The organism is Paralcaligenes ginsengisoli, from assembly GCF_054781135.1.
This window is the reverse complement of record NZ_BAAGUZ010000006.1, coordinates 82,293-103,456: the sequence shown is the minus strand read 5'-3', so window position 1 is coordinate 103,456 and position 21,164 is coordinate 82,293. Positions and strand designations below refer to the sequence as shown.

The 21,164-nt window shown below is 57.7% G+C and carries 24 protein-coding genes; all 24 read left to right on the top strand.

Annotated elements, in window-relative coordinates:
- Positions 1-87 precede the first annotated feature (87 nt).
- The 24 genes from ACYVIS_RS04795 (at position 88) to phnK (ending at position 21,155) form a co-directional block, all read left to right on the top strand.
- The gene (locus ACYVIS_RS04795) at positions 88-807 is read left to right on the top strand and encodes a TerC family protein (protein WP_232743384.1); all 720 of its coding nucleotides are present in this window, start codon (positions 88-90) and stop codon (positions 805-807) included.
- Entirely contained in the window at positions 794-919 is a 126-nt protein-coding gene (locus tag ACYVIS_RS04790) for a hypothetical protein (protein WP_255696628.1), read from the top strand. The genes ACYVIS_RS04795 and ACYVIS_RS04790 overlap by 14 nt, the downstream gene beginning before the upstream one ends.
- Positions 920-923: 4 nt before the next feature.
- The gene (gene hemC / locus ACYVIS_RS04785; RefSeq protein WP_232743383.1) at positions 924-1,871 is read left to right on the top strand and encodes a hydroxymethylbilane synthase; all 948 of its coding nucleotides are present in this window, start codon (positions 924-926) and stop codon (positions 1,869-1,871) included.
- Positions 1,872-1,882: 11 nt separating this feature from the next.
- The gene (locus ACYVIS_RS04780) at positions 1,883-2,701 is read left to right on the top strand and encodes a uroporphyrinogen-III synthase (RefSeq protein ID WP_232743382.1); all 819 of its coding nucleotides are present in this window, start codon (positions 1,883-1,885) and stop codon (positions 2,699-2,701) included.
- 27 nt (positions 2,702-2,728) lie between these two features.
- The gene (locus ACYVIS_RS04775; RefSeq protein ID WP_232743381.1) at positions 2,729-4,033 is read left to right on the top strand and encodes a uroporphyrinogen-III C-methyltransferase; all 1,305 of its coding nucleotides are present in this window, start codon (positions 2,729-2,731) and stop codon (positions 4,031-4,033) included.
- Positions 4,034-4,036: 3 nt separating this feature from the next.
- Positions 4,037-5,536, top strand: coding sequence for a heme biosynthesis HemY N-terminal domain-containing protein (locus tag ACYVIS_RS04770; protein ID WP_232743380.1), 1,500 nt, complete (start codon positions 4,037-4,039; stop codon positions 5,534-5,536).
- Between the two features lie 28 nt (positions 5,537-5,564).
- On the top strand, positions 5,565-6,101 hold the full coding sequence (gene ppa / locus ACYVIS_RS04765; protein ID WP_232743379.1) for an inorganic diphosphatase: 537 nt from the start codon (positions 5,565-5,567) through the stop codon (positions 6,099-6,101).
- 84 nt (positions 6,102-6,185) lie between these two features.
- Positions 6,186-6,881 (top strand): fumarylacetoacetate hydrolase family protein, encoded by a 696-nt coding sequence (locus ACYVIS_RS04760; RefSeq protein ID WP_232743378.1) that lies wholly within the window; start codon positions 6,186-6,188, stop codon positions 6,879-6,881.
- A 68-nt stretch (positions 6,882-6,949) separates the two neighbouring features.
- A complete protein-coding gene (locus ACYVIS_RS04755; RefSeq protein ID WP_370635991.1) occupies positions 6,950-7,039 on the top strand; it encodes an entericidin A/B family lipoprotein in 90 nt (29 codons plus the stop codon).
- A gap of 390 nt (positions 7,040-7,429) precedes the next feature.
- On the top strand, positions 7,430-8,359 hold the full coding sequence (locus ACYVIS_RS04750; RefSeq protein WP_232743376.1) for a Bug family tripartite tricarboxylate transporter substrate binding protein: 930 nt from the start codon (positions 7,430-7,432) through the stop codon (positions 8,357-8,359).
- Positions 8,360-8,386: 27 nt separating this feature from the next.
- Positions 8,387-8,875: a (2Fe-2S)-binding protein gene (locus ACYVIS_RS04745; RefSeq protein WP_232743375.1), complete on the top strand. Its 489-nt coding sequence runs from the start codon at positions 8,387-8,389 to the stop codon at positions 8,873-8,875.
- Positions 8,868-11,048, top strand: a complete 2,181-nt coding sequence (locus ACYVIS_RS04740) for a xanthine dehydrogenase family protein molybdopterin-binding subunit (RefSeq protein WP_232743374.1) — start codon at positions 8,868-8,870, stop codon at positions 11,046-11,048. Before ACYVIS_RS04745 ends, ACYVIS_RS04740 begins: the two co-directional genes overlap by 8 nt.
- 35 nt (positions 11,049-11,083) lie before the next feature.
- Positions 11,084-11,779 carry a molybdate ABC transporter substrate-binding protein gene (locus ACYVIS_RS04735; RefSeq protein ID WP_232743373.1) on the top strand — a complete coding sequence of 232 codons (696 nt, stop codon included), beginning with the start codon at positions 11,084-11,086 and terminating at the stop codon, positions 11,777-11,779.
- A gap of 35 nt (positions 11,780-11,814) precedes the next feature.
- The gene (locus tag ACYVIS_RS04730; protein WP_232743372.1) at positions 11,815-12,684 is read left to right on the top strand and encodes a fumarylacetoacetate hydrolase family protein; all 870 of its coding nucleotides are present in this window, start codon (positions 11,815-11,817) and stop codon (positions 12,682-12,684) included.
- A gap of 87 nt (positions 12,685-12,771) precedes the next feature.
- Positions 12,772-13,434, top strand: coding sequence for a FadR/GntR family transcriptional regulator (locus ACYVIS_RS04725; RefSeq protein ID WP_232743371.1), 663 nt, complete (start codon positions 12,772-12,774; stop codon positions 13,432-13,434).
- Positions 13,435-13,780: 346 nt separating this feature from the next.
- On the top strand, positions 13,781-14,620 hold the full coding sequence (phnC, locus tag ACYVIS_RS04720) for a phosphonate ABC transporter ATP-binding protein (protein WP_232743370.1): 840 nt from the start codon (positions 13,781-13,783) through the stop codon (positions 14,618-14,620).
- Positions 14,621-14,696: 76 nt separating this feature from the next.
- A complete protein-coding gene (gene phnD, locus ACYVIS_RS04715) occupies positions 14,697-15,701 on the top strand; it encodes a phosphonate ABC transporter substrate-binding protein (protein ID WP_232743369.1) in 1,005 nt (334 codons plus the stop codon).
- An 89-nt stretch (positions 15,702-15,790) separates the two neighbouring features.
- Positions 15,791-16,585, top strand: a complete 795-nt coding sequence (gene phnE, locus ACYVIS_RS04710; RefSeq protein ID WP_232743368.1) for a phosphonate ABC transporter, permease protein PhnE — start codon at positions 15,791-15,793, stop codon at positions 16,583-16,585.
- Between the two features lie 31 nt (positions 16,586-16,616).
- Positions 16,617-17,345, top strand: a complete 729-nt coding sequence (locus ACYVIS_RS04705; protein ID WP_232743367.1) for a GntR family transcriptional regulator — start codon at positions 16,617-16,619, stop codon at positions 17,343-17,345.
- Entirely contained in the window at positions 17,335-17,781 is a 447-nt protein-coding gene (gene phnG / locus ACYVIS_RS04700; protein WP_232743366.1) for a phosphonate C-P lyase system protein PhnG, read from the top strand. The genes ACYVIS_RS04705 and phnG overlap by 11 nt, the downstream gene beginning before the upstream one ends.
- Positions 17,781-18,380 carry a phosphonate C-P lyase system protein PhnH gene (gene phnH / locus ACYVIS_RS04695; protein WP_232743365.1) on the top strand — a complete coding sequence of 200 codons (600 nt, stop codon included), beginning with the start codon at positions 17,781-17,783 and terminating at the stop codon, positions 18,378-18,380. Before phnG ends, phnH begins: the two co-directional genes overlap by 1 nt.
- Positions 18,380-19,474 carry a carbon-phosphorus lyase complex subunit gene (locus tag ACYVIS_RS04690; RefSeq protein ID WP_232743364.1) on the top strand — a complete coding sequence of 365 codons (1,095 nt, stop codon included), beginning with the start codon at positions 18,380-18,382 and terminating at the stop codon, positions 19,472-19,474. The genes phnH and ACYVIS_RS04690 overlap by 1 nt, the downstream gene beginning before the upstream one ends.
- A complete protein-coding gene (locus ACYVIS_RS04685; protein WP_232743363.1) occupies positions 19,471-20,346 on the top strand; it encodes an alpha-D-ribose 1-methylphosphonate 5-phosphate C-P-lyase PhnJ in 876 nt (291 codons plus the stop codon). The genes ACYVIS_RS04690 and ACYVIS_RS04685 overlap by 4 nt, the downstream gene beginning before the upstream one ends.
- Positions 20,343-21,155 carry a phosphonate C-P lyase system protein PhnK gene (gene phnK, locus ACYVIS_RS04680; RefSeq protein WP_232743362.1) on the top strand — a complete coding sequence of 271 codons (813 nt, stop codon included), beginning with the start codon at positions 20,343-20,345 and terminating at the stop codon, positions 21,153-21,155. Before ACYVIS_RS04685 ends, phnK begins: the two co-directional genes overlap by 4 nt.
- The last annotated feature ends 9 nt before the right edge of the window (positions 21,156-21,164 follow it).

The window sequence follows — 21,164 nt, the reverse complement described above, 5'->3', positions numbered from 1 at the left end:
AATTACAATAGCCGGCGATTGGTACGCCTCGACGCACGGTGTGCGCCGAGGTTTTTTTCGTTCGTCAGGGGCGATACAGGAATTGAAATGATAGAGTTTTTCCAAATGCTGGAGTGGGGGGCGATTTTTCAGATCGTCATGATCGATATTTTGCTGGGTGGCGATAATGCGGTAGTCATCGCTCTGGCATGCCGAAATCTGCAGTCCCGGCAGCGGATTCAGGGAATCTTGTGGGGGACCGTCGGGGCTATCGTCTTGAGGGTCGTCCTGATTGCTTTTGCCCTTACCTTGCTGAATATTCCGTTTCTCAAGGTGGTAGGGGCTTTGCTGCTGCTATGGATCGGGGTCAAGCTGCTGATTCCTGAAAACGACAGCCACGAAAACATCAAGGGCGGAAGTTCTGTCTGGACCGCGGTGAAAACGATACTGATCGCCGACTTTGTCATGAGCCTCGATAATGTCATAGCCATTGCGGGGGCGGCGCAAAATGCCGATCCAAGCCATCAATTGGCTTATGTCGTGTTCGGGCTGGTCATAAGCGTACCCATAATTATCTGGGGCAGCACCCTGGTCCTGAAACTCATTGATCGTTTCCCTCTGGTGGTCACCTTGGGCGCGGCTTTGCTGGGCTGGATCGCGGGCGGAATGCTGGTTACCGACGTTTTTGTTGTCGATCAAATCGGCGAAGTCTCGACTGCGGTTAAAATTGCGGCTGAAGTGGCTGGAGCCCTACTGGTTGTCCTCCTGGGCAAATGGTTTGCCGGCCGCAAGGTTGTTGTCAAGGAAACCGCTAATGGGTCTGTTTAAATCTTCCGATCGCAAAAAAAACGAATCGGGCCTGTCGTTGCTGCAAGGCTTGCTCATCCTGGCCATTCTCGGCGTGATTGCCACGGTGATCGTGACCAGCCTGGCAGGGTAACGGTATGCAATCCACGCCTGCCTCACTGGTAATTGCTACGCGTGCCAGCCGGCTTGCCTTGTGGCAGGCCGAGCACGTGCGTGATCGCCTGACGAGCCTGTATCCCGGTTGCAAGGTCAGCCTGCTTACCTTGACTACACGGGGCGACCAGATTCTTGATCGCACTTTGTCCAAAATCGGCGGCAAGGGTCTGTTTATCAAAGAGCTGGAAACCGCGTTGCTCGACGGTCGCGCCGATCTGGCCGTGCACTCGCTCAAGGATGTGCCCGTCGATCTGCACGATCCGTTCGAACTATCGGTCGTGCTCGAACGCGATGATCCTCGCGACGCGCTGGTATCCAACCAGTACGATACTCTCGATCAATTGCCTGCCGGGGCAGTGGTCGGTACGTCCAGCCTGCGTCGCGAGGCGCAGATCCGTGCGCAATACCCGCATCTGACGGTAAGGCCTTTGCGTGGCAATCTGGATACCCGCCTGGGCAAGCTCGATAAAAACGATTACGCGGCCATTATTCTTGCTGCGGCCGGCTTGAAGCGCCTGGGCCTGGAATCGCGTATACGCGGCCATCTGTCGCCGGAACAAAGCCTGCCGGCCGCGGGCCAGGGCGCTTTGGGAGTGGAGGCTTTGGCGGGGCGGGCCGATGTGCGCGCGTGGCTGGCGCCCCTGGCTTGCCCGGCCACCAGCGCTTGCGCTATTGCCGAGCGTTCGGTTTCACGTGTATTGGGAGGCTCGTGTCAGGTGCCTCTTGCGGCATTTGCCCAGGTGGCGGGCGCGAGTCTGCATCTGCGTGCGCTGGTGGCCGAGCCCGACGGCTCGCGCATCATTCGCGCTGAATCGTCGGGTCCGATCGAATCGGCCCGGCAGTTGGGTGAGCACGTGGCGCAGGCATTGCTCGACAAAGGGGCAGGACCCATACTGGCCAGGCTGTCTGCTTCGACGGCTGACAATTAAGCGGATTGCCGATGGTTGAGCAGACCATTGCATCTTTTGCCGTTCTGACGCGTCCGGAAGGCCAGAATGAAGGCTTGGCGGATCGTCTGAAAGCTTGCGGCCTCGAGGCGCTGATACTGCCGAGCTTGGCCATACGGCCTTTGCACGACGATCCTGCCGTAGTGCCTTTGCCTTCCGACTATGATCTTCTGGTTTTTGTCAGCGGCAACGCCGCGCGGCTTTATCTGGATCTGCTGCGCCGTCGCGACCCCAGGCCGCAATGGCCGCAGACAAGCAGGGTTGCCGCGGTGGGCGAGGCAAGCGCGCAATCCCTTTACAACGCCGGATTCATTCCGCGTTCGCATATCCTGCATCCCAGTTTGCCGGGGCAGCAGGATTCCGAAGCCTTGTGGGCGCTCCTGCGGCAATCGGGGCATCGTTTTGAGCGAGTGCTGATTGTTCGTGGCCAAACAGGCAGGGAGTGGCTGGGGCAGCAGTTCGAACTGGCCGGGGCCCATGTGCGGCGATATCCGCTTTATCGGCGCGAGACCGTGCACTGGTCGCCGGCGCAATGCGATCTTTTAAGAACGCGGCTGGAGGCGCGGCAAATACCGGTTTGCGTACTGACCAGCGGCGAAAGCGTCGAGGCGCTGCGCGTCAATATCGAGCGCAACAGCTTGTATCAGCTCTGGGAGCGCGCCCGGTTTGTCGCGATACACGAACGCGTGGCGAGCCGATTACAATCGGTGCTCGCAGGGGCGGCTGGCAAGGCATCTGTTCCAGTGGTAAAAATATGCTCACCGAATGATGATGCAATTTTTCATACTATTGTATCGACCGCTACCCTATAAAAAGGCGCTAAGGACTACAATCCCGCTATGACAGATAAAAACCCCGAGAACCGTCAGGCCAATACTCCGGCCTCCAACGAAAGCAAATCTTCTCCCGGTAGCGCCACATCGCCAGCCAGACCCAAAAGGCAGGAAAAAGGGCGTCCGGCGTTAGCCATTGCGCTGATTATCGTCGTTGTCCTGGCCCTGGGCCTGGGTGCGGCATTGTGGTATCAGCAAAAAATATTCAGACAGGCCAGAACGGCTGTAATGAGCCAGCTGGAAAGCAGCACGAGCGCGGCCAATCAGGCCAGCGAACAGGCCCAGCAGGCCTTGTCCCTGGCTCAGTCGCAGTCCGGCGAACTCAGCACGCTGCAGGCTGCGCTGCATGAGTCCCAGGCGCGCTACCAAAGCCTGGAGCAGGCTTTCCAGACGCTCACCGACAGCGGTTCCGATCTGGTGCTGGTCAACGATGTCGATCATCTGGTCACAATTGCCCACCAGCAGTTGTCGCTGGGCGGTAACGTAGCCAATGCCATCGTTGCGCTCGAAACCGCGCAGGCCCAGCTGGCTCGTGCCAATCGGCCAAACCTTGCGTCGCTGCAGCAAACAATCAACGGTGATCTCGACCGCCTGAGGCTGGCTGCGACGATCGATGTTCCCTTGCTGTCGGGCCGGCTCAACGAACTCAGCAAGCTGGTCAGCCGGGCGCCCTTATGGGTTCCCGACGATGCGGCACCCAAGGTTTCCGACAGCGTCGCGGCCCCGGCCGACGCCGCTGCGGCCAGTCAGGACAACGACGCGGCCGATGCCGATGCGTCATGGTGGCAGCGGTCTATTGCCACTGTTGGCGACTGGTCCGTCCAAGCCTGGTCCGCGCTGCGTCAGGATCTTGGTAAATTCATCAGTGTGCGTCGGGCCGAAAATCCGGCAGCCCTGCTGATGTCGCCCGATCAGGCCGGGCAATTGCGCGAGAACCTGCGGCTGCACATCATGACCGCCCAACTGGCGCTGTTGATGCATCAGCCCGAAATCTGGCAGACAGAAACCCAGGCCCTGGTGCAGGCGCTCAGTACCCGTTACGATCCGCAGGCAAGCGATACAAGGCAGGCGCGCAAGATCGCTTTGCAATTGGCCGACACAGCCATCGGCGTCAAGCTGCCAACGGTCAGCAATAGCCTGCAAGCGCTCGAAACCCTGCGCGAATCGGCTGCCAAGGCAGCTCAGCAGCAGGCTGTTGAGCCGGCGGCCGAAAGCGCCGCCAGCCCTGCCCAAGCCCCGACGGCCACGGCCCATGCGCCCGTTCCTGCGGCCCCGCCTGCAAATCCGCAGCCCACCAAGCCTCAGGAATAAGTTATGCGGACATGGTTTTGGACTTTTCTGGTTTTGGCCCTGGCGGTCGGCCTGGCTTTGCTGCTGCGCGAACATGGGGGCAATGTCCTGATCATTGCGCAGCCGTGGCGCATCGAGCTTTCGCTGACTTTCGCAATTTTGCTGGTTTTGGCGAGTTTTTTCCTGATGTACGTGCTGATTCGGGTTCTGGCCTGGTTTACGTCCAGCCCCGAACGCTTTCGCTTGTGGCGTGGCGCCCGGGCGCAAAAGCGCGATCACGATATGCTCGAGACCGGTTGGGTCAGTTTGCTTGAAGGGCGTTATATCCAGGCCGAAAAAGAGTTTTCCAAAGTACTGGCGCAGTCCAGGTCATCCAGCCGCAAGGTGCTGGCGGCGCTGGCGGCCGCCCGGGCATCGCATAGGCTGGGCGAGTTTACGCGGCGCGACGATGCCCTCAGGCTGGCGCGCGACAACGCCGGGTCCGAACCCAGGCTGAAGGAAGCCGCGGCCACTGTCGCCGCCGAGATGTACCTGGATCAGAACCGCCCCCAGGACGCACTGGTGCTGCTGCAACCGCTGCAGGATGCCAGTTCGCGCTACATCAATGCCACACGCCTGTTATTGCGCGCTCACCGGCAGTTGCATAATCACGATCGTGTCTACGAACTCACGCGCCTGCTGCTGCGTCGTGGAGTCATCGACAAGGCCCAGGCTCTCGGGTACATCGAAACCGCCGCCGCGGCGCGGCTTCACGATGGCGGCATGGCCGCTTACAAAACTGTTTGGGGCGATCTCAAACCCGAAGAGCGCGTATTGCCTGAAATTGCCCTGGCCGCCGCTTCAATCCAGGAGTCGGCGGGCAATGCCGACGAGGCTTCCAAAATTCTCGAGGCCGCCATCAACGTCAAGCTAGAGCCGCGTCTGCTCAGCGCCTATTCCCAATGCCAACCCGAACAGGTGGCTCATCGTCTGAGCAAGGCGGAAGTCTGGCTGAAAAGCCACCCCGACGATTCCGCATTGCTGGCCATGCTGGGCAATTTGTGCCTGATCGGACAGTTGTGGGGGCAGGGTGAGCGCTATTTGTTGCGCAGTATGAAGATTCGCAGCGATGTACGCATTCATGCCCTGTTGGGCAATTTGTACGATCGTCTCGGACGTCGGGCCGACGCCATGAAACATTGGCGCCTGGCGTCCGGCGTGGCGGGTGTCCTGCCGGTGTTGGCTGCCAACCGTGCTTTGCCGGCGGCCGACACGCGAGGCGATCCGACGCTGATCGATTTCGCCAATATCCCTGACACCGACCCGCTGGATGCCGACGAAGCGCCCCTGGCGGCCAGTGCGGCAGGCTATGTTCCTGAAGAGGCTGATGCGCCAGGATCTCAATCCTATGTGCCCAGCGCCGAAACATCCGCCGTCGATCCGCTCGAGCCCTATCTGGACGAATATTTCGATAGCGCACCGATTCCGGGCGTGGATTTATCGCAGACCTCGGATCGATCCACCGGCGGATCGCACCATCGTTAATTTCTTTGTTTTCTTTCAAGGTTGAAGCATGAGTTTAGATCGAGTACCAGCAGGCAACAAGCTGCCTGATGAGTTCAATGTGATAGTCGAAATTCCCATGAATGCAGATCCAGTCAAATATGAAGTCGACAAAGAATCCGGAGCTGTGTTTGTCGATCGTTTCATGCTGACGGCCATGCATTACCCGTGCAATTATGGCTATATACCTCAAACTGTTTCCGACGATGGCGATCCCGTCGATGTTCTGGTCATGGCCCCATTTCCCATTCAAATCGGCGCTGTGATCCGTTGCCGCGCCATCGGCGTTCTGCAGATGGATGACGAAGCCGGCGGCGACGCCAAGCTGCTGGCTTTGCCCGTCGACAAGCTGTATCCGCCTTATCGCCATATTCAAAAACCCGACGATCTGCCTACTGAAGATCTGGCTCGTATCCAGCATTTTTTCGAGCACTATAAAGATCTTGAAAAAGGTAAATGGGTCAAGGTAAAAGGCTGGGAAGGCGTCGATGCCGCCCGTAAGGAAATCCAGGACAGCGTTGCGCGTTATGCCAAGGCTGCCAAATAAATAAATGGCTTCGCAGGTTTCGCTCCTGCTGTACCCATAGGCTTTATCTCTTATTCAAGACCCACCTATTGTTCAAGGATGAAAATGGATTACATCGTTCCAGTGCAACCGATTGCCGCCATTCCTGTGGCCGGTGCCGCCGCACAATTTCCCGTGCGCCGTGTGTATTGCGTAGGCCGCAACTATGCTGAACATGCCAAGGAAATGGGCTTCACCGGGCGTGAAGATCCTTTTTTCTTTTGCAAGCCCGCCGATGCTCTGATATGCGTGGCCGACGGCCAGACAGGCACCATGCCGTATCCGTCGAAAACGTCGAACTTGCATTACGAGATCGAACTCGTGGTGGCGCTTGACAAGGGCGGCCGCGATTTGTCGCTGGAAGAGGCTGCGAACTGTGTCTGGGGCTATGCGATTGGCCTCGATATGACTCGCCGCGACCTGCAGGGCGAAGCGAAAAAACAGGGCCGGCCCTGGGAAGTGGGCAAAGCTTTCGACCAATCCGCGCCGGTCGGGCCTTTGCATCCTCGCAGCAAGGTAGGTACCCTGGATAAAGGCGCTATTTCGCTTTCGGTCAATGGCGCCACCAAGCAATCCAGCGATCTTTCATCCATGATCTGGAATGTGGCGGAGTCTCTCTCCTATCTGTCCGGCTTGTTTGAACTCAAGGCCGGCGATATCATCTTTACCGGTACTCCGGAAGGGGTCGGTCCGGTCGTGGCTGGCGATACCATGGTGGGGGCGATTGCCGGTTTGGGCGAACTCAAAGTGGCTGTCAAATAATTATTGCAATTTTCAAGGAGACGAGAATGCGGTTCAAAGCTTTGCTGTCACTGCTTGTATTAGCGTGCATGGGCCTGGCGGGTTGCGCCAATACGGTAGCCGGTGCTGGCCAGGACATTTCAAATGCGGGACACGCTATTGAGAAATCAGCGAAATAAGTTTGATGTTACTGCCAAAAAAGACCCGCTTCGGCGGGCTTTTTTTTGGCTTGCTGTTTGATTTCCCGGGACCGGCATCGTTCTGCCAGTCGCGATTCCGGCATGTCGGGCGTTATGTAAATCGATTTCTTTCATTTTTGTTTTGGTCTATTTTTATAGAACATCTTGTCTTTAATTGTATTTATTGGTACTCTTTTGATCGGACAAGCTGTACATCATAAATCAAGCTTTGATATCAAGCTACTGAGTTCACAAGTGGGCAAACCTGCCGCCTGACCGCTGCAATCCGCCCGTCGTGAACATATATTCATAAGCAATAAAGGAGATGAAATAGTGCTGCCAGGGAAAAAAATCCAATCATTAATACTGTCTTCGGTAACGGCGGGCTTGATGTCTGTCGGTATGGGTGCTCATGCCGCCGATGCATACCCGAATCATGCGGTTACCATAGTTGTTCCTTTCGGAGCGGGCGGCTCCGCCGACGTCTATGCGCGTCAACTGGCCCAGAAATTGCAGCAAAAACTGGGTCAAACCTTTATCGTGGAGAACAAGCCGGGCGCAGGCGCCGTGATTGGCACGACATTCGTCGCCAAAGCCGCACCCGATGGCTATACCTTGCTGGTGATGTCGAACACGCAAACCGTGAACGAAACTTTGCTGAAAGAAAAGCCCTATCAATTGCTGCGCGACTTCGCTCCCGTGGCACCGATCAACCAGGCTAGCCTGGTCTTGGTGACAAATGACAAGGTCAAGGTTAAAGACCTCAAGGGCTTGATCGCCATGGCGAAATCCGAGCCTGGAAAACTGAACTATGCGAGCTCGGGAACCGGCACTCCCTACCATATTGCCGGTGAGTTGTTCAAGTCGATGGCGGGCATTCAGGTCCAGCATGTGCCTTACAAAAGCAGCGGCCAGGCAAGAACCGGCGTTGTCGGAGGCGAGGTGAATTACATGTTCGACTCCATCGCAACCATGAATAGCCTCATCAAGGCAGGGCGGGTTCATGCCATTGCAACGACCGGCCTGAAACGCTCCTCTATTTTGCCCGACGTGCCCACTATGAATGAGGCGGGTGTGAAGGGCTATCACGCCAATATCTGGCTTGGCCTGCTGGCCCCCAAGGACACGCCGAAAGATGTTGTGGAAACGCTCAACAAGGCCGTCAGCGCCATCGATGGCGAGCCCGAAATCAAGGCTGCCTGGGCTAAAGACGGCGTGGAGCCCATGGTAATGAACACGAGCCAGTTCAAAAAGTATATCGAAGAGGACGTCGAGCGGCTGGGGAAAATTGTTAAAGAAGCCCACATAACGATTCAATAGCCTGGTTTACCGGCGGAGCATATGAGCATGGGCAAGGCGGATACCATTGATCTGCAGGTCAACGGGATGCCATTCAAACTCGAGGTCGATGAAAATCGCAGCCTGCTCGATGTGCTGCGTGAAGAGCTCGGCTTGAAAGGCAGCCACTTTGGCTGTGGATTGGGTTTGTGCGGAGCCTGTACGGTGCTGGTCGATCGCAGGCCGGTGCCGGCCTGCGATACGCCGGCCTGGTCTGTGGCTGGAAAAGAGGTCACAACTATAGAGGGCATTGCCGTTCACGGCCTGGCAAAAGAGCTCCAGGACGAGTTCGTCAGGCAGAGCGCAGCCCAATGCGGCTATTGCACTTCAGGCATGATAGTGGCCTGTACCGGCTTGCTATTGGCCAACAATGCACCGTCGGATGCGGAAATCAAGGGCGCTCTGGATGGCAACCTGTGTCGCTGTGGAGCCCATTTGAGAATAGTCAGGGCGGTGCAGAACGTGAGGGAGTTTTTAAATCAGGCTCGACATGAATAATGCTTTTGCGCCTGCCCATGAAGTCGGGGCCGGGCAGCTACCCGTCAGCCTGAAGAACAATCCGTATGTCGATGGCTGGCTATCCCTTGCGAGGGACGGATGCATCGATGCCTACACAGGGAAAGTGGAACTGGGCCAGGGCATTGTCACGGCGTTGGCGCAGATTGTGGCCGATGAACTGTTGGTGGATATAGCGTCGGTGCGCATGGTGCCGGCCAGTACACAATACAGTCCGGATGAGTCGATTACATCGGGCAGTTTGTCCGTTCAGCATTCCGGACTTTCATTGCGGGCCGTGTGCGCGCAAACCCGTAATTTATTTGTACAGGCGGCTGCCCGTAAATTCAATGTGGTTCCGTCGACAGTGACGGTGCTCAACGGGGAATTCGTGTCGGGCGGCCGGGCATGCGGGTCGTATTGGCAGTTAGCGGGCGAGGTGGATTTGCATGTACGCGCCGAAATGCCCGACGCCATGCTGGCGTCGACGCGCCGCGATTATGTGGGAACCAACTATCGGCCATTCGGCCTGGAGCAGAAAACTCAAGGCACCTATCCTTTTATCCACGACCTTGCGATGGAGCGCATGGTTCATGGCCGGGTTCTGAGACCGCCTTCGCCCTATGCCGTGTTGGGCGACCTGGATTTGGCCGACTGGCGGAGTATTCCCGGAATAGTGGGGATTGTGCGCAATGGTTCATTGATAGGTGTGATTGCCGAGCAGGAATATATCGCCGAACGCGTGCTTCGGCAGATCGCCCGGGCCGCCGTCTGGGCCGAGCGTGATTCTTTGCCTTCGCAGCGTGAGTTGAGCGCATGGTTGCGAAGCAGGGAATCCGAAACGACGGTCATCGAACGCAAGCCGGAGCATTCCGGTGCCGTTGCAACTTACGCCGAAAAGTGGTTCAGCGGCGATTTCCTCAAGCCGTTCATCAAGCACGCTTCCATAGGCCCATCCTGCGCTTATGCGCAAGTCACGGCCAGTACCGGCCTGAGGGTATGGAGCCACAGCCAGGGCATACATAATTTAAAAACGGATCTTTGCGCGGCGTTTCGCATGGAGCCATCCCGGGTCGAGGTTCAGCATGTGCCGGGCTCCGGCTGCTACGGCCATAACGGCGCCGACGATGTCGCCTACGACGCCGCATGGCTATCCCTGCATGCGGATAACAGGCCTGTGCGGGTTCAGTGGTCGCGGTCCGACGAACTGAATTGGTCACCGCTGGGGTCGGCCATGTCCGTGCGCATCGAGGCGGATGTCGATGAAAACGCCAAGGTTGTCGAATGGCGGCACACCGTATGGGGGCCGGGCCATAGCCTGCGTCCAGGCCGGGCCGCCACCCCGACATTATTAGGCAGTTGGTATGCGGAAGATGCTTTCCCGGCGCTGTCCTCCATAAATGCCCCGCAGTCGTCCGGTGGCGGGGCCGATCGCAACATTGTGCCGCTTTACGATTTCCCGCACTGCGCGCTGATTTGCCACCGGGCGCTCGATATTTCCTTGCGCAGTTCGGCACTGCGCGCATTGGGTGCGTTTGGCAATGTATTTGCGATCGAATCCATGGTCGACGATATCGCGCTCGCATATGGGCGCGATCCTTTGCAATACCGCCTGGACAATCTGAGCGATCCGCGCGCCATTGCTGTCCTCGTCAAGGCGGCAGGCCTGGCGGGCTGGAACTTTGATCCAGAGCGCATCAACGATGACGATACGGGTATGGGCATAGGCTTTGCCCGCTATAAAACCGGTGGCGCCTATTGCGCTGTCATTGCCAAAGTCAACGTCACGCATGAGATTCGAGTTGAAAGCCTGTTTATCGCCGTCGATGTCGGCGAGGTAATCAACCCGGAAGGCGTTATCCAGCAAATTGAAGGCGGCGCCATTCAGGCTACGTCCTGGACTCTGTACGAACAGGCGCGGTTTGATGCCAAGGGGCTGGTCGATGGCGACTGGGAGACCTATCCCATCATCCGTTTCAGCCAGGTCCCGGATGTCATCGTCGAAATTCTGCCCGGGGCAGGGCGGCCGCCCGTCGGGGCCGGCGAACCCTCTTTAGGGCCGACCGCGGCAGCAATAGGCAATGCGGTGCGTGCCGCATTGGGTGTACGAGTGCGCAATTTGCCTATCAGCCCGGACGAAGTCGTCAGGGCGATGGAGCCTGGCCTGGCTCAATGAAATTCGAACAATGGAAAATTCTGGAGGCTGTGTAAATGGATCTTTGTTTATTAAGCGGTGGCGCGGCATTCGGGCTGCTCAACGGCGTGAAGGGCGAGTTTGAAGCGCGCAACGGTTGCCGCATAGGTGGTGAATTTGGCGCTGTTGGCCTGATGAAAGAAAAGTTGCTGGCCGGTGAGCCGTGCGATGTCATTATCTTGTCCCGAAAGCTTATCGATCAGCTGTCGCAGGCGGGAAAGCTGCTTGAGGGCAGCGTGCGCGACCTTGGCGTTGTCGGTACGGGTGTTGCCGTCATCGCAGAGGACGAGCCTCCGCCTGTTGCGGATGATGCGTCATTCGCCAAGGCTCTGTTGAGCGCCAGCGGCATCTATGTGCCGGATATGTCGCAATCCACCGCGGGCATACATATGAAAAAAGTTTTTGAACAGCTCGATGTATTCGAAAAAATCAAGGACAAGGTTCACGAATATCCGAACGGCGCCACGGCAATGAAAGCCATGGCTTCGGCGGCTGTGCCGTGGTCGTTGGGGTGCACCCAGATCACCGAAATCATGTACACGGCCGGAGTTGCGCTGGTGGCGCCTCTGCCTCAAAGCTGCGCGCTGGACACTGTGTATACGATCGGGATTCCCAAAACATCCCGACAGGCAGTGCTTGCCAGTACGCTGATCGATGTTTTATGCGATGAGTCGCTCGACGGATTCAAACGCAATAACGGTTTGTCGAAGTAATGGTATCAACAGATTAATTTTGAGAGAGTCAGGAAATGAGATTGGCAACTTTTGAATACCAGGGTCGGCGCGGCGTCGGCCTTGTTTCCGATGATTTGAAACGCATCCGCACACTGAAGCTGGATGCGGAAATAGCGGCGCAAGGCATTGCTTCCCTGATCGAGCAGGAAAATTTAAAGGCCTTTGTTCAGGCACATTTGGCCGACGAAGTGTCCGTGGCCGACGTGACGCTGCAAGCGCCGATTCCGCGTCCGCGTCGAAACATATTTTGCGTGGGCCGCAACTACCATGCCCACGCCAAGGAACTCTCCAGTTCGGTTTTCAAGGAGAACGATAAAAATGTCGCGTCGTGGCCCATTGTGTTTACCAAGGTTCCCGAGTGCGTCGTGGGGCCTTTCGATAATGTTGTGCTGCCGGTGGGTATTTCGTCGCAAATCGATTACGAGGCCGAGCTTGCCGTGGTTATTGGTGTCAAGGGTAAAAATATAAGCCGTGAAGATGCCATGAGCCATGTTTTTGGATACACGATAGTCAACGATGTCACCGCACGCGACGTCCAGATCCGGCACCAGCAATGGGACATGGGAAAGTCGTTCGACACATTCTGCCCCATGGGGCCGTGGCTGCTTACGGCCGATGAAATCGACTCATCCAATGTGCAGGTATCGTGCACGGTTAACGGCGAACTGCGGCAGAACGCCAGTACGCAGGATTTCATCTTCGATATTCCTACCCTGATTGAAACATGTTCGCGCGGAATCACGCTCTACCCGGGCGATATTATTGCAACAGGCACTCCCGCGGGTGTCGGCATGGGCATGAAGCCTCCGGTGTACCTCAAGGCAGGCGATTGCGTCAGGGTGGAAATCGCAGGGATCGGTGCCATAGAAAACAAATTTGTCTAGAATAAAGGTTTTGCGAAGCGCATGCCTGACAGGCATGCTGCTTCAACCGCGTTCCTGTAACGATCATTTCCAGCCCGTGAGTTTTTTATGTCTGCCGGTATCAAGGCCTTCGAACAGTATCTGATGGATGAGCTGAACAGCAATCGGCTGGTGCCGGGAGCCAGATTGCCTCCGGAAAGGCTATGGTGCGAACAGTTCGAAATCTCGCGCGGCACCGTGCGGCGGGTTCTGGCCAGATTGCGCGAGCGCGGGCTTATCACGCAAGTCAAAGGCAGCGGCACGTTCGTGTCGTCGCAGAGCCCGGAAAAACAGCCGGAACAAAAACTCTATACAAGCCCCGCCGAACTCATGGAGGCGCGCTTGCTGATCGAACCCCTGATGCCGGCCTTGATAGTCAAGAATGCCAATGCGCACGATTTCAAACTGATGGAAGAGTGCCTGCTTCGATCCGAGCAGGCGGGAACCATAGAGCAATTCGAGCACTGGGATGGCGAATTGCATCGTTCGTTTGCACTCGCCACGCATAATTCGATGTTCCTGCATATCCTGGAGCTGACCAATCGCATCAGGGAGGAGGGCGAATGGGGAAGGCTGAAGATGCAATCGCTGACACCGGAGCGCCTGCAGCAGTACCGGCAACAGCATAGGGCGATCTATCAGGCGATGCTGAACAGAGATCTTAATGAATCGAGGATACACATGATCGCGCACCTCGAGCAGATACAAGACAATTTGTTCAATACGCAATAGCCATACCGAGGCGGCGATCGACTGAATAAAATTTGATTGAATCGCAACACCATAGTGTGTTGCTCATTTGAACGACCGCCCGATCCAGGTGCCGGCCGCGGGCAGTCCTGGCGCAGCCAGGGCCGGACGATGCGAGCTCCACCCTGCCTGGGCCACCACCCCCGCGTCTAAAGAACGAGTATGACGGGCACCCACTAGCAACCCACAAGGCCAGCTTCTTCACGAGGTGAAGTTTATGCCTTGTCATAAAACCGTCGCCCAATATTAATCTCCATGTCACATCCCTTCCCTAAGATGCTTGCCATTGCAGGTGGTTTACCTTGCCTGGTTTATGGAGAGCACGCGAATGAACTCAATCATCCGAGTCGAAGGCTTGAACAAGACTTTCAATGGCAAGCAGGTTTTATTCAATATGGGCTGGTCGGTTCAGCCCGGTGAAATGGTTGCCTTGATCGGCGCATCGGGCTCAGGAAAATCAACCTTGTTGCGGCATCTGGCGGGCTTGTCCTGCGGCGACCGCGATGATTCGAGCGTGATCAATATCCTGGGGCGATCCGTCCAGGCGCAGGGACGCTTGAACAGCCGCGTGCGCCGCCTGCGCGCCGACATAGGCTACATATTCCAGCAGTTCAACCTGGTGGGGCGCATCAGCGTGCTGGGCAACGTCCTGCTGGGCTGCCTTGGCCGCATGCCACGCTGGCGCGGATCCCTGGGTTTATTCAATGCAGAGGAAAAGGAGCGTGCGATGGCCGCCTTGGAGCGCGTCGGCCTGATCGAGCATGCGCATCGCCGGGCCTCGACCTTGTCGGGCGGACAGCAGCAGCGCGTGGCGATTGCCCGCGCCCTGTGCCAGCAAGCCGAAGTGATTCTCGCCGATGAGCCGATTGCTTCGCTCGATCCCGAGTCCGCGCGCAAGGTCATGGACATTTTGGCCGATATCAACGCAAGCGACAAGAAAACCGTCGTGGTGACCTTGCACCAGGTGGACTATGCCGTTCGCTACTGCGAGCGCGTGCTCGCCCTGAAAGCCGGACGCATTCATTTTGACGGCTCCACCAATGCGCTGAACGGCGAGTTTTTGAATGAGCTGTACGGTGGGGACCTGGATACCTCTTTATTGTTTTCTTCCGGGAACAAGGCACGGCAGGCGCAGTCAGCGCCTTCCATGGCTTTGATTGCGGCCTGATCTCTCAATGGCGAGACAGGCCATTTTTTTTACCGGACCTGTCTAGACAGGCCGGCGATACCACAGGAGTGTTCACATGTTTAGACCCATGCAGCGATTATTCTTCGGTGCCGCTCTTTTTAGCGCGGCGGCATTCGGGACGGCCCCCCATGCGGCTGACTTGAAGGAACTGAATTTCGGCATTATATCGACCGAGTCTTCGCAGAATCTGAAGACTATCTGGGATCCTTTCCTGGCCGACATGAGCAAAAAGATCGGCATGAAGATCAATGCCTTCTTTGCTCCGGACTATGCCGGAATTATTCAGGGCATGCGCTTCAACAAGGTCGATGTTGCCTGGTATGGCAATAAGTCGGCCATGGAGGCTGTGGATCGAGCCGGCGGTGAAATATTCGCGCAAACAGTGGCTGCCAATGGCGACCCCGGTTACTGGAGCTTGTTGATCGTCAATAAAGGCAGCCCGATCAATTCGGTCGAGGATATGTTGAAAAACGCCAAGAATCTTTCGTTCGGCAACGGCGACCCCAATTCGACATCGGGTTATCTGGTTCCCAGTTATTACGTTTTCGCAAAAAACCATGTGGACGCAGCCAAGATTTTCAAACGGACATTGAATTCCAGCCACGAGGTCAATGGACTGGGCGTCGCCAACAAGCAGGTTGACGTGGCGACCTTCAATACAGAAGCAATGGATCGCCTGAAATTGACGCATCCCGACAAGGCAGCCCAGCTGAAAGTGATCTGGAAGTCGCCGCTGATTCCATCCGACCCCATCGTATGGCGTAAAAATCTGCCCGAAGACACCAAGAGCAAGATCCGTAGTTTCTTCATGACATATGGCGCCACGCCTGAGGAAAAGAAAGTTTTGGCATCCCTGCAGTGGGGCCAATTCCGCAAGTCCGGCGATGATCAGCTTTTGCCGATTCGCCAGCTGGAATTGTTCAAGCAACGCAGCCGCATCACCGCGGATGCCCATATGGATGCGAGCGAAAAGGCCGGGAAATTGAAAGAAATCGATGCGAGCCTGGATAAATTGTCCGCGCGCATCAGTTCTCTCGAAAAATCCGCCAAGGCGGGCTAGACAGGGAAGCAGGTCGATCCGGCCTAGCCCGGGTGCAAGGCACCGGCTTTGCGCCCGGCAACAGAGTTCTTATAGGCGCTATCTCATTTATGACCACCCTGACTTCCAACGCCGCGGCGGAACTGAGCGGCCAGCGCAACTGGCGGCAATGGTTGGTTTGGCTTCTCGTGGCAATCCTGTTGGCCTGGTCGTGGCATGGAGCGGAAATGAATCCTCTCATGCTGTGGCGCGATGGGAACAATATGCGGGTGTTTGCCGCCGATTTTTTCCCTCCCGATTTCCATTACTGGCGTCTGTATCTGGCGGAAATGCTGGTGACTGTACAGATTGCGGTGTGGGGCACGACATTGGCCATAGTGTGTTCCGTTCCGCTGGGTATCTTGTGCTCGGAGAATATTTCGCCTTGGTGGATTTGCCAGCCGGTGCGACGGGTCATGGATGCCTGCCGCTCGATCAATGAAATGGTCTTTGCCATGTTGTTTGTGGTCGCCGTTGGGCTGGGTCCTTTTGCGGGAGTCATGGCGCTTTTCATCGGTACCACAGGCGTATTGGCCAAGCTGTTTGCCGAGGCGGTGGAGGCCATAGACAGGGGGCCGGTCGAAGGTGTTCGAGCCACAGGATCGAGCGCGTTGCAGGAAGTCATTTTTGGAGTCATCCCGCAGGTCTTGCCCTTGTGGATCTCGTATTCGCTCTATCGCTTCGAATCGAATGTACGCTCGGCCACCGTGGTTGGCATGGTCGGAGCGGGGGGCATAGGCGTAACCCTCTGGGAGGCGATACGCGGCTTCCAGATGAATCAGACCTGCGCGATCCTGATCATCATTATTGCCGTAGTCAGTGCGATAGATATTATTTCGCAGCGGCTGCGCAAGCGCTTTATCTAGGAACCAGGGCACGACGATGCCTCTCGCAACCATGAACTTGTCTAGACAGTCGGATCCCAGGTATATCGAGCTGGCCGATGCATTGCGTCACGAACTGGACGACTGCGTGCCAGGCGATGACTTGCCGTCCGAAACGCAACTGGCGAATCGTTTCAGTGTCAATCGACACACTTTGCGGCGCGCCTTGGACGTGCTGGTGGACGAGGGGCGTGTGGTGCGGCAGCAAGGCCGCCGTGCACGGGTGCTGGCCCGGCCGATCGTCTATCCGGTGCATGCACACAGCACTTACAGCAAGGCGCTGACAAAGATGGGACTGCAGTCCGAGGCGGTCTTGCTGCATCGCCACAGGCGCCAGGCGAGTCCGGAGGAGGCCAGGCATCTGGCACCGAATCGCGATGAAGCCATCATCGAGCTTCATACGCTGCGCCTGCTGGGAGGGCAGCCCATCAGCCTGATCCGGCATTGCTTTGCGACACGCCAGGAACACCTGCTTGAAACATACCGAGGCGGGTCCGTGCGCTCGCATCTGGAGGGGCAGAACGTCTTTCTCAAGCGAGTGTTCAGTTTGATCGGAGCGGGGCTGCCGGCCCAAAAAGACGCGGCGCAGCTGTTGATGCCACAGCGCGCTGCCGTCTTGAATGTTCAAACGCTTTCCAGCGACGCGGACGGCGCGCCATTCGAGTTGTCGTATTCGATCAGCCGCGCGGACCGCTTCCAGTACCAAATCATTCCCGAAGGAGAACCCAGTCATGATTTCTAGTCCCGATACGATTGCCCGCCAGCAATGGATGAGTGTGCTTGCCCGTGCCGGCAAGCGCCTGGATGCGTATGACGCGGAACTGAGGCAGGCCGAGTATTGCATCATACGGGCGCCCGAGCTTGGCATGGCCTTGGTGCGCGGGCGTATCGGTGCAAGCGGCAGCCCATTCAATCTGGGTGAGATGACCATTACGCGCTGTGTGGTCCGGCTTGCCGATGGCCGCACAGGCCACAGCTATATTGCGGGACGCGACAAACGGCATGCCGAGTTGGCGGCTCTGGCCGACGCGCATTTGCAAGGGCCGGAGCAGCCGCATTGGCTGGCGCGTCTGATTGATCCGCTTGCCCGGGCCCATGGCGAACAGCGTGCCGCCCGGGCGGCCGAAAGCGCGGCCACCAAGGTCGAATTTCTAACTTTGGTGCGGGGAGAAGGCTGATGGCCGGCACTTTTCTCGAACCGGCTTTCCACGATGCCGTGCAGGAATCACAGCGTACTTTTCGGGCCGCTCTCAAAGCCATGTCCGAGCCCGGCTTGATCCAGAGCCTGGGCAATGCGCCGGCGCTGGGTATTCTCCAGCCCGCCACGTATGCATTGTGCCTGACCTTGTTCGACGGCGACACCCCGGTCTGGCTGGCGCCGGCCTTCGATACGCCTCAGGTCCGGGCGAATCTGGCTTTCCATTGTGCCTGCCCGATTGTGGACGAGCGTGAACAGGCGGTTTTTTCTGTGATAGGCGATGAGGAACTGAACGATCTGGCCGCTTTCGACCAAGGCTCCGATCGGGATCCGGACCGCTCGTGCACTCTGGTGGCGCAGTTGCAGAATCTGGAGCAGGGCGCACCGACGCGATGGCAGGGGCCGGGTATTGCCGCCGAGCGGATAGTGCGCCTGCCGGTTCCCGATGGCTATTGGCAGCAGCGCAAGGCAGCACATGCTTTCCCCAGGGGGTTGGATGTGTTTTTTACGGCGGGCCGGATGTTGGTCGGACTGCCCCGCAGCACGCGAGTGCTGCATTCCATGCAAGAGGTACTGTAATGTACGTAGCCGTCAAAGGTGGCGAAAAGGCCATCGATAACGCCCATGCGCTGCTGGCCCGAAAGCGCCGTGGCGATGTTGCGATTCCGGAACTGGCAATTGCACAGATTCGCCAGCAGATGCCCCTGGCGGTAGCCAGGGTCATGGCAGAAGGCTCTTTATATGACGAAGAACTGGCAGCGCTGGCCATCAAACAGGCCGCGGGCGATTTGCTCGAAGCCATATTTCTGTTGCGCGCCTATCGCACAACCCTGCCGCGCTTTATCGCCAGCGTGCCGTTGCAGACCGAGACCATGGAACTGAGCCGGCGAATCTCGGCCACATACAAGGATCTGCCAGGCGGACAACTGCTCGGCCCCACTTTTGACTACACCCATCGCTTGCTGGATTTTTCCCTGCTCGTCGAGGGCGGATCGCCCATGCCGGCCGAGCACGAAAGGGCTGTGCCCGAACCCTGCCCCCGCGTAGTGGATATATTGGCCAGTGAAGGCTTGATCTCCACTGAAATCGATGCTCAAGAACGGGTGCCCGATATCACGCGGGAGCCGCTGGATTTTCCGGCCGACCGGGCCCAGCGTCTACAGGCGCTGGCGCGGGGCGATGAAGGCTTTCTGCTGGCGCTGGGCTATTCCACGCAGCGCGGCTACGGCCGCAATCACCCATTTGCCGGCGAAATTCGCGTAGGACTGGTGGAGGTGTGGGTAGAGCCCGAAGAATTGGGCTTTGCTGTGCCTGTAGGCGATATCGAAATCACCGAGTGCGAAATGATCAATCAGTTCGTCGGCAACCAGGACCAGGAGCCGCAGTTTACGCGAGGTTATGGCCTGGCCTTCGGCTATTCCGAGCGCAAGGCCATGGGCATGGCACTGGTGGATCGTGCGCTGCGGGCGCCGGAATACAAGGAAGACATTGAGTCGCCCGCCCAGCAGGAAGAGTTCGTGCTGATGCATTGCGATAACGTCGAAGCGGCTGGTTTTGTGTCGCATCTGAAATTGCCGCATTACGTGGATTTCCAATCGGAGCTGGAACTGATACGCAAATTGCGCCGACCTGCCGTCGATGGCACGGCCGGCCTTCAGGAGAAGCAGGCATGAGCGAACAGCTGCAGGAGATCAAACCGGTGGGCGAGGGCTACAACTTTGCCTATCTGGATGAGCAAACCAAGCGCATGATCCGCCGCGGCCTGCTCAAGGCCGTGGCGATTCCCGGTTACCAAGTACCGTTTGGCGGCCGTGAAATGCCCTTGCCTTATGGTTGGGGTACAGGCGGCATGCAAGTAACGGCGGCCATCCTGGGCCGCGACGATGTGCTGAAAGTCATAGACCAGGGGGCCGACGATACAACCAATGCCGTGTCGATCCGGCGTTTCTTCACCCGGACGGCGGGCGTTGCCAGCACCGAACGCACTGTCGAGGCTTCGGTCATCCAGACTCGTCACCGGGTACCGGAAACGGCCCTGCGCGCGGATCAAATCATGGTGTACCAGGTGCCTATTCCAGAGCCATTGCGCTTTATCGAGCCATCCGATACCGAGACGCGTGCCATGCACGGCCTTAATGACTACGGGGTGATGCATGTCAAGCTTTATGAGGACATTGCCACCTTCGGCCATATCGCCACCAGCTATGCGTATCCGGTCATGGTCGATGGGCGCTATGTGATGGATCCATCCCCCATACCAAAATTCGACAATCCGAAGCTGCACAGGAGTCCGGCGCTCATGCTGTTCGGCGCAGGTCGCGAAAAGCGCCTGTATGCCGTGCCGCCCTATACCGGGGTGGAGAGCCTGGATTTCGAGGATCATCCGTTCGAGATCCAGAAATGGGATCAATGCTGCGCCTTGTGCGGCAGCGCCGAATCGTATCTCGATGAGCTGATTGTCGACGACAGGGGCAGCAAGCAGTTTGTGTGTTCGGACACCGACTACTGTCATCAGCGGCGCACGGCGCAGGAGGAGATGCAATGAACGCTCATGTACAGGCGGCCGCGGTGGTGGGCGATGTCGACGAGGCCCTTTTATCGGTGCGCGATCTGACTTTGTTGTATGGGCCCGAAAAGGGCTGCCAGGGTATCTCTTTCGATCTGTATCCGGGCGAAGTTCTGGGTATTGTCGGAGAGTCCGGATCTGGAAAATCCACGTTGCTTGGGGCCTTGTCGGGGCGCTGCCTGCCGGATCGCGGTCAGGTCTGCTACCGCAACCGCGACTCTCAATGGATGGATCTTTATACGGCCAGCGAGGCACAGCGCCGGACTTTGCTGCGTACCGAATGGGGGTTCGTCGAGCAAAACCCGCGCGACGGCCTGCGCATGGGTGTTTCGGCCGGAGCGAATATAGGCGAGCGCCTGATGGCGCAAGGCATGCGCCATTACGGCCAGTTGCGCCGCGCGGCGCTGGACTGGCTGACGCATGTGGAAATCGACCCGGAGCGCGTCGATGATTTGCCGCGCACATTTTCAGGAGGCATGCAGCAGCGTTTGCAGATTGCGCGCAATCTGGTTTCCAGCCCGCGCCTGATCTTCATGGATGAGCCCACCGGCGGCCTGGATGTATCGGTACAGGCGCACCTGCTCGATCTGTTGCGGGGCCTGGTGCGAGAACTGCAGCTATCGGTGGTGATCGTCACTCACGACCTGGCCGTGGCGCGCTTGCTGGCCGATCGTTTGCTGGTGATGCGCCGGTCGCGTGTGGTCGAGGCCGGGCTGACCGACCAGGTGCTTGACGACCCGCAGCATGCCTACAGCCAATTGCTGGTTTCTTCTGTATTGCAGCCATAAAAGGGCAGT

What these genes read in the sequence shown, in the direction of transcription:
- ACYVIS_RS04795 (WP_232743384.1), top strand. Translation starts at nt 88, where the DNA reads ATGATAGAGTTTTTCCAAATGCTGGAGTGGGGGGCGATTTTTCAGATC.
- ACYVIS_RS04790 (WP_255696628.1), top strand. Translation starts at nt 794, where the DNA reads ATGGGTCTGTTTAAATCTTCCGATCGCAAAAAAAACGAATCGGGCCTG.
- hemC (WP_232743383.1), top strand. Translation starts at nt 924, where the DNA reads ATGCAATCCACGCCTGCCTCACTGGTAATTGCTACGCGTGCCAGCCGG.
- ACYVIS_RS04780 (WP_232743382.1), top strand. Translation starts at nt 1,883, where the DNA reads ATGGTTGAGCAGACCATTGCATCTTTTGCCGTTCTGACGCGTCCGGAA.
- ACYVIS_RS04775 (WP_232743381.1), top strand. Translation starts at nt 2,729, where the DNA reads ATGACAGATAAAAACCCCGAGAACCGTCAGGCCAATACTCCGGCCTCC.
- ACYVIS_RS04770 (WP_232743380.1), top strand. Translation starts at nt 4,037, where the DNA reads ATGCGGACATGGTTTTGGACTTTTCTGGTTTTGGCCCTGGCGGTCGGC.
- ppa (WP_232743379.1), top strand. Translation starts at nt 5,565, where the DNA reads ATGAGTTTAGATCGAGTACCAGCAGGCAACAAGCTGCCTGATGAGTTC.
- ACYVIS_RS04760 (WP_232743378.1), top strand. Translation starts at nt 6,186, where the DNA reads ATGGATTACATCGTTCCAGTGCAACCGATTGCCGCCATTCCTGTGGCC.
- ACYVIS_RS04755 (WP_370635991.1), top strand. Translation starts at nt 6,950, where the DNA reads ATGGGCCTGGCGGGTTGCGCCAATACGGTAGCCGGTGCTGGCCAGGAC.
- ACYVIS_RS04750 (WP_232743376.1), top strand. Translation starts at nt 7,430, where the DNA reads ATGTCTGTCGGTATGGGTGCTCATGCCGCCGATGCATACCCGAATCAT.
- ACYVIS_RS04745 (WP_232743375.1), top strand. Translation starts at nt 8,387, where the DNA reads ATGGGCAAGGCGGATACCATTGATCTGCAGGTCAACGGGATGCCATTC.
- ACYVIS_RS04740 (WP_232743374.1), top strand. Translation starts at nt 8,868, where the DNA reads ATGAATAATGCTTTTGCGCCTGCCCATGAAGTCGGGGCCGGGCAGCTA.
- ACYVIS_RS04735 (WP_232743373.1), top strand. Translation starts at nt 11,084, where the DNA reads ATGGATCTTTGTTTATTAAGCGGTGGCGCGGCATTCGGGCTGCTCAAC.
- ACYVIS_RS04730 (WP_232743372.1), top strand. Translation starts at nt 11,815, where the DNA reads ATGAGATTGGCAACTTTTGAATACCAGGGTCGGCGCGGCGTCGGCCTT.
- ACYVIS_RS04725 (WP_232743371.1), top strand. Translation starts at nt 12,772, where the DNA reads ATGTCTGCCGGTATCAAGGCCTTCGAACAGTATCTGATGGATGAGCTG.
- phnC (WP_232743370.1), top strand. Translation starts at nt 13,781, where the DNA reads ATGAACTCAATCATCCGAGTCGAAGGCTTGAACAAGACTTTCAATGGC.
- phnD (WP_232743369.1), top strand. Translation starts at nt 14,697, where the DNA reads ATGTTTAGACCCATGCAGCGATTATTCTTCGGTGCCGCTCTTTTTAGC.
- phnE (WP_232743368.1), top strand. Translation starts at nt 15,791, where the DNA reads ATGACCACCCTGACTTCCAACGCCGCGGCGGAACTGAGCGGCCAGCGC.
- ACYVIS_RS04705 (WP_232743367.1), top strand. Translation starts at nt 16,617, where the DNA reads ATGAACTTGTCTAGACAGTCGGATCCCAGGTATATCGAGCTGGCCGAT.
- phnG (WP_232743366.1), top strand. Translation starts at nt 17,335, where the DNA reads ATGATTTCTAGTCCCGATACGATTGCCCGCCAGCAATGGATGAGTGTG.
- phnH (WP_232743365.1), top strand. Translation starts at nt 17,781, where the DNA reads ATGGCCGGCACTTTTCTCGAACCGGCTTTCCACGATGCCGTGCAGGAA.
- ACYVIS_RS04690 (WP_232743364.1), top strand. Translation starts at nt 18,380, where the DNA reads ATGTACGTAGCCGTCAAAGGTGGCGAAAAGGCCATCGATAACGCCCAT.
- ACYVIS_RS04685 (WP_232743363.1), top strand. Translation starts at nt 19,471, where the DNA reads ATGAGCGAACAGCTGCAGGAGATCAAACCGGTGGGCGAGGGCTACAAC.
- phnK (WP_232743362.1), top strand. Translation starts at nt 20,343, where the DNA reads ATGAACGCTCATGTACAGGCGGCCGCGGTGGTGGGCGATGTCGACGAG.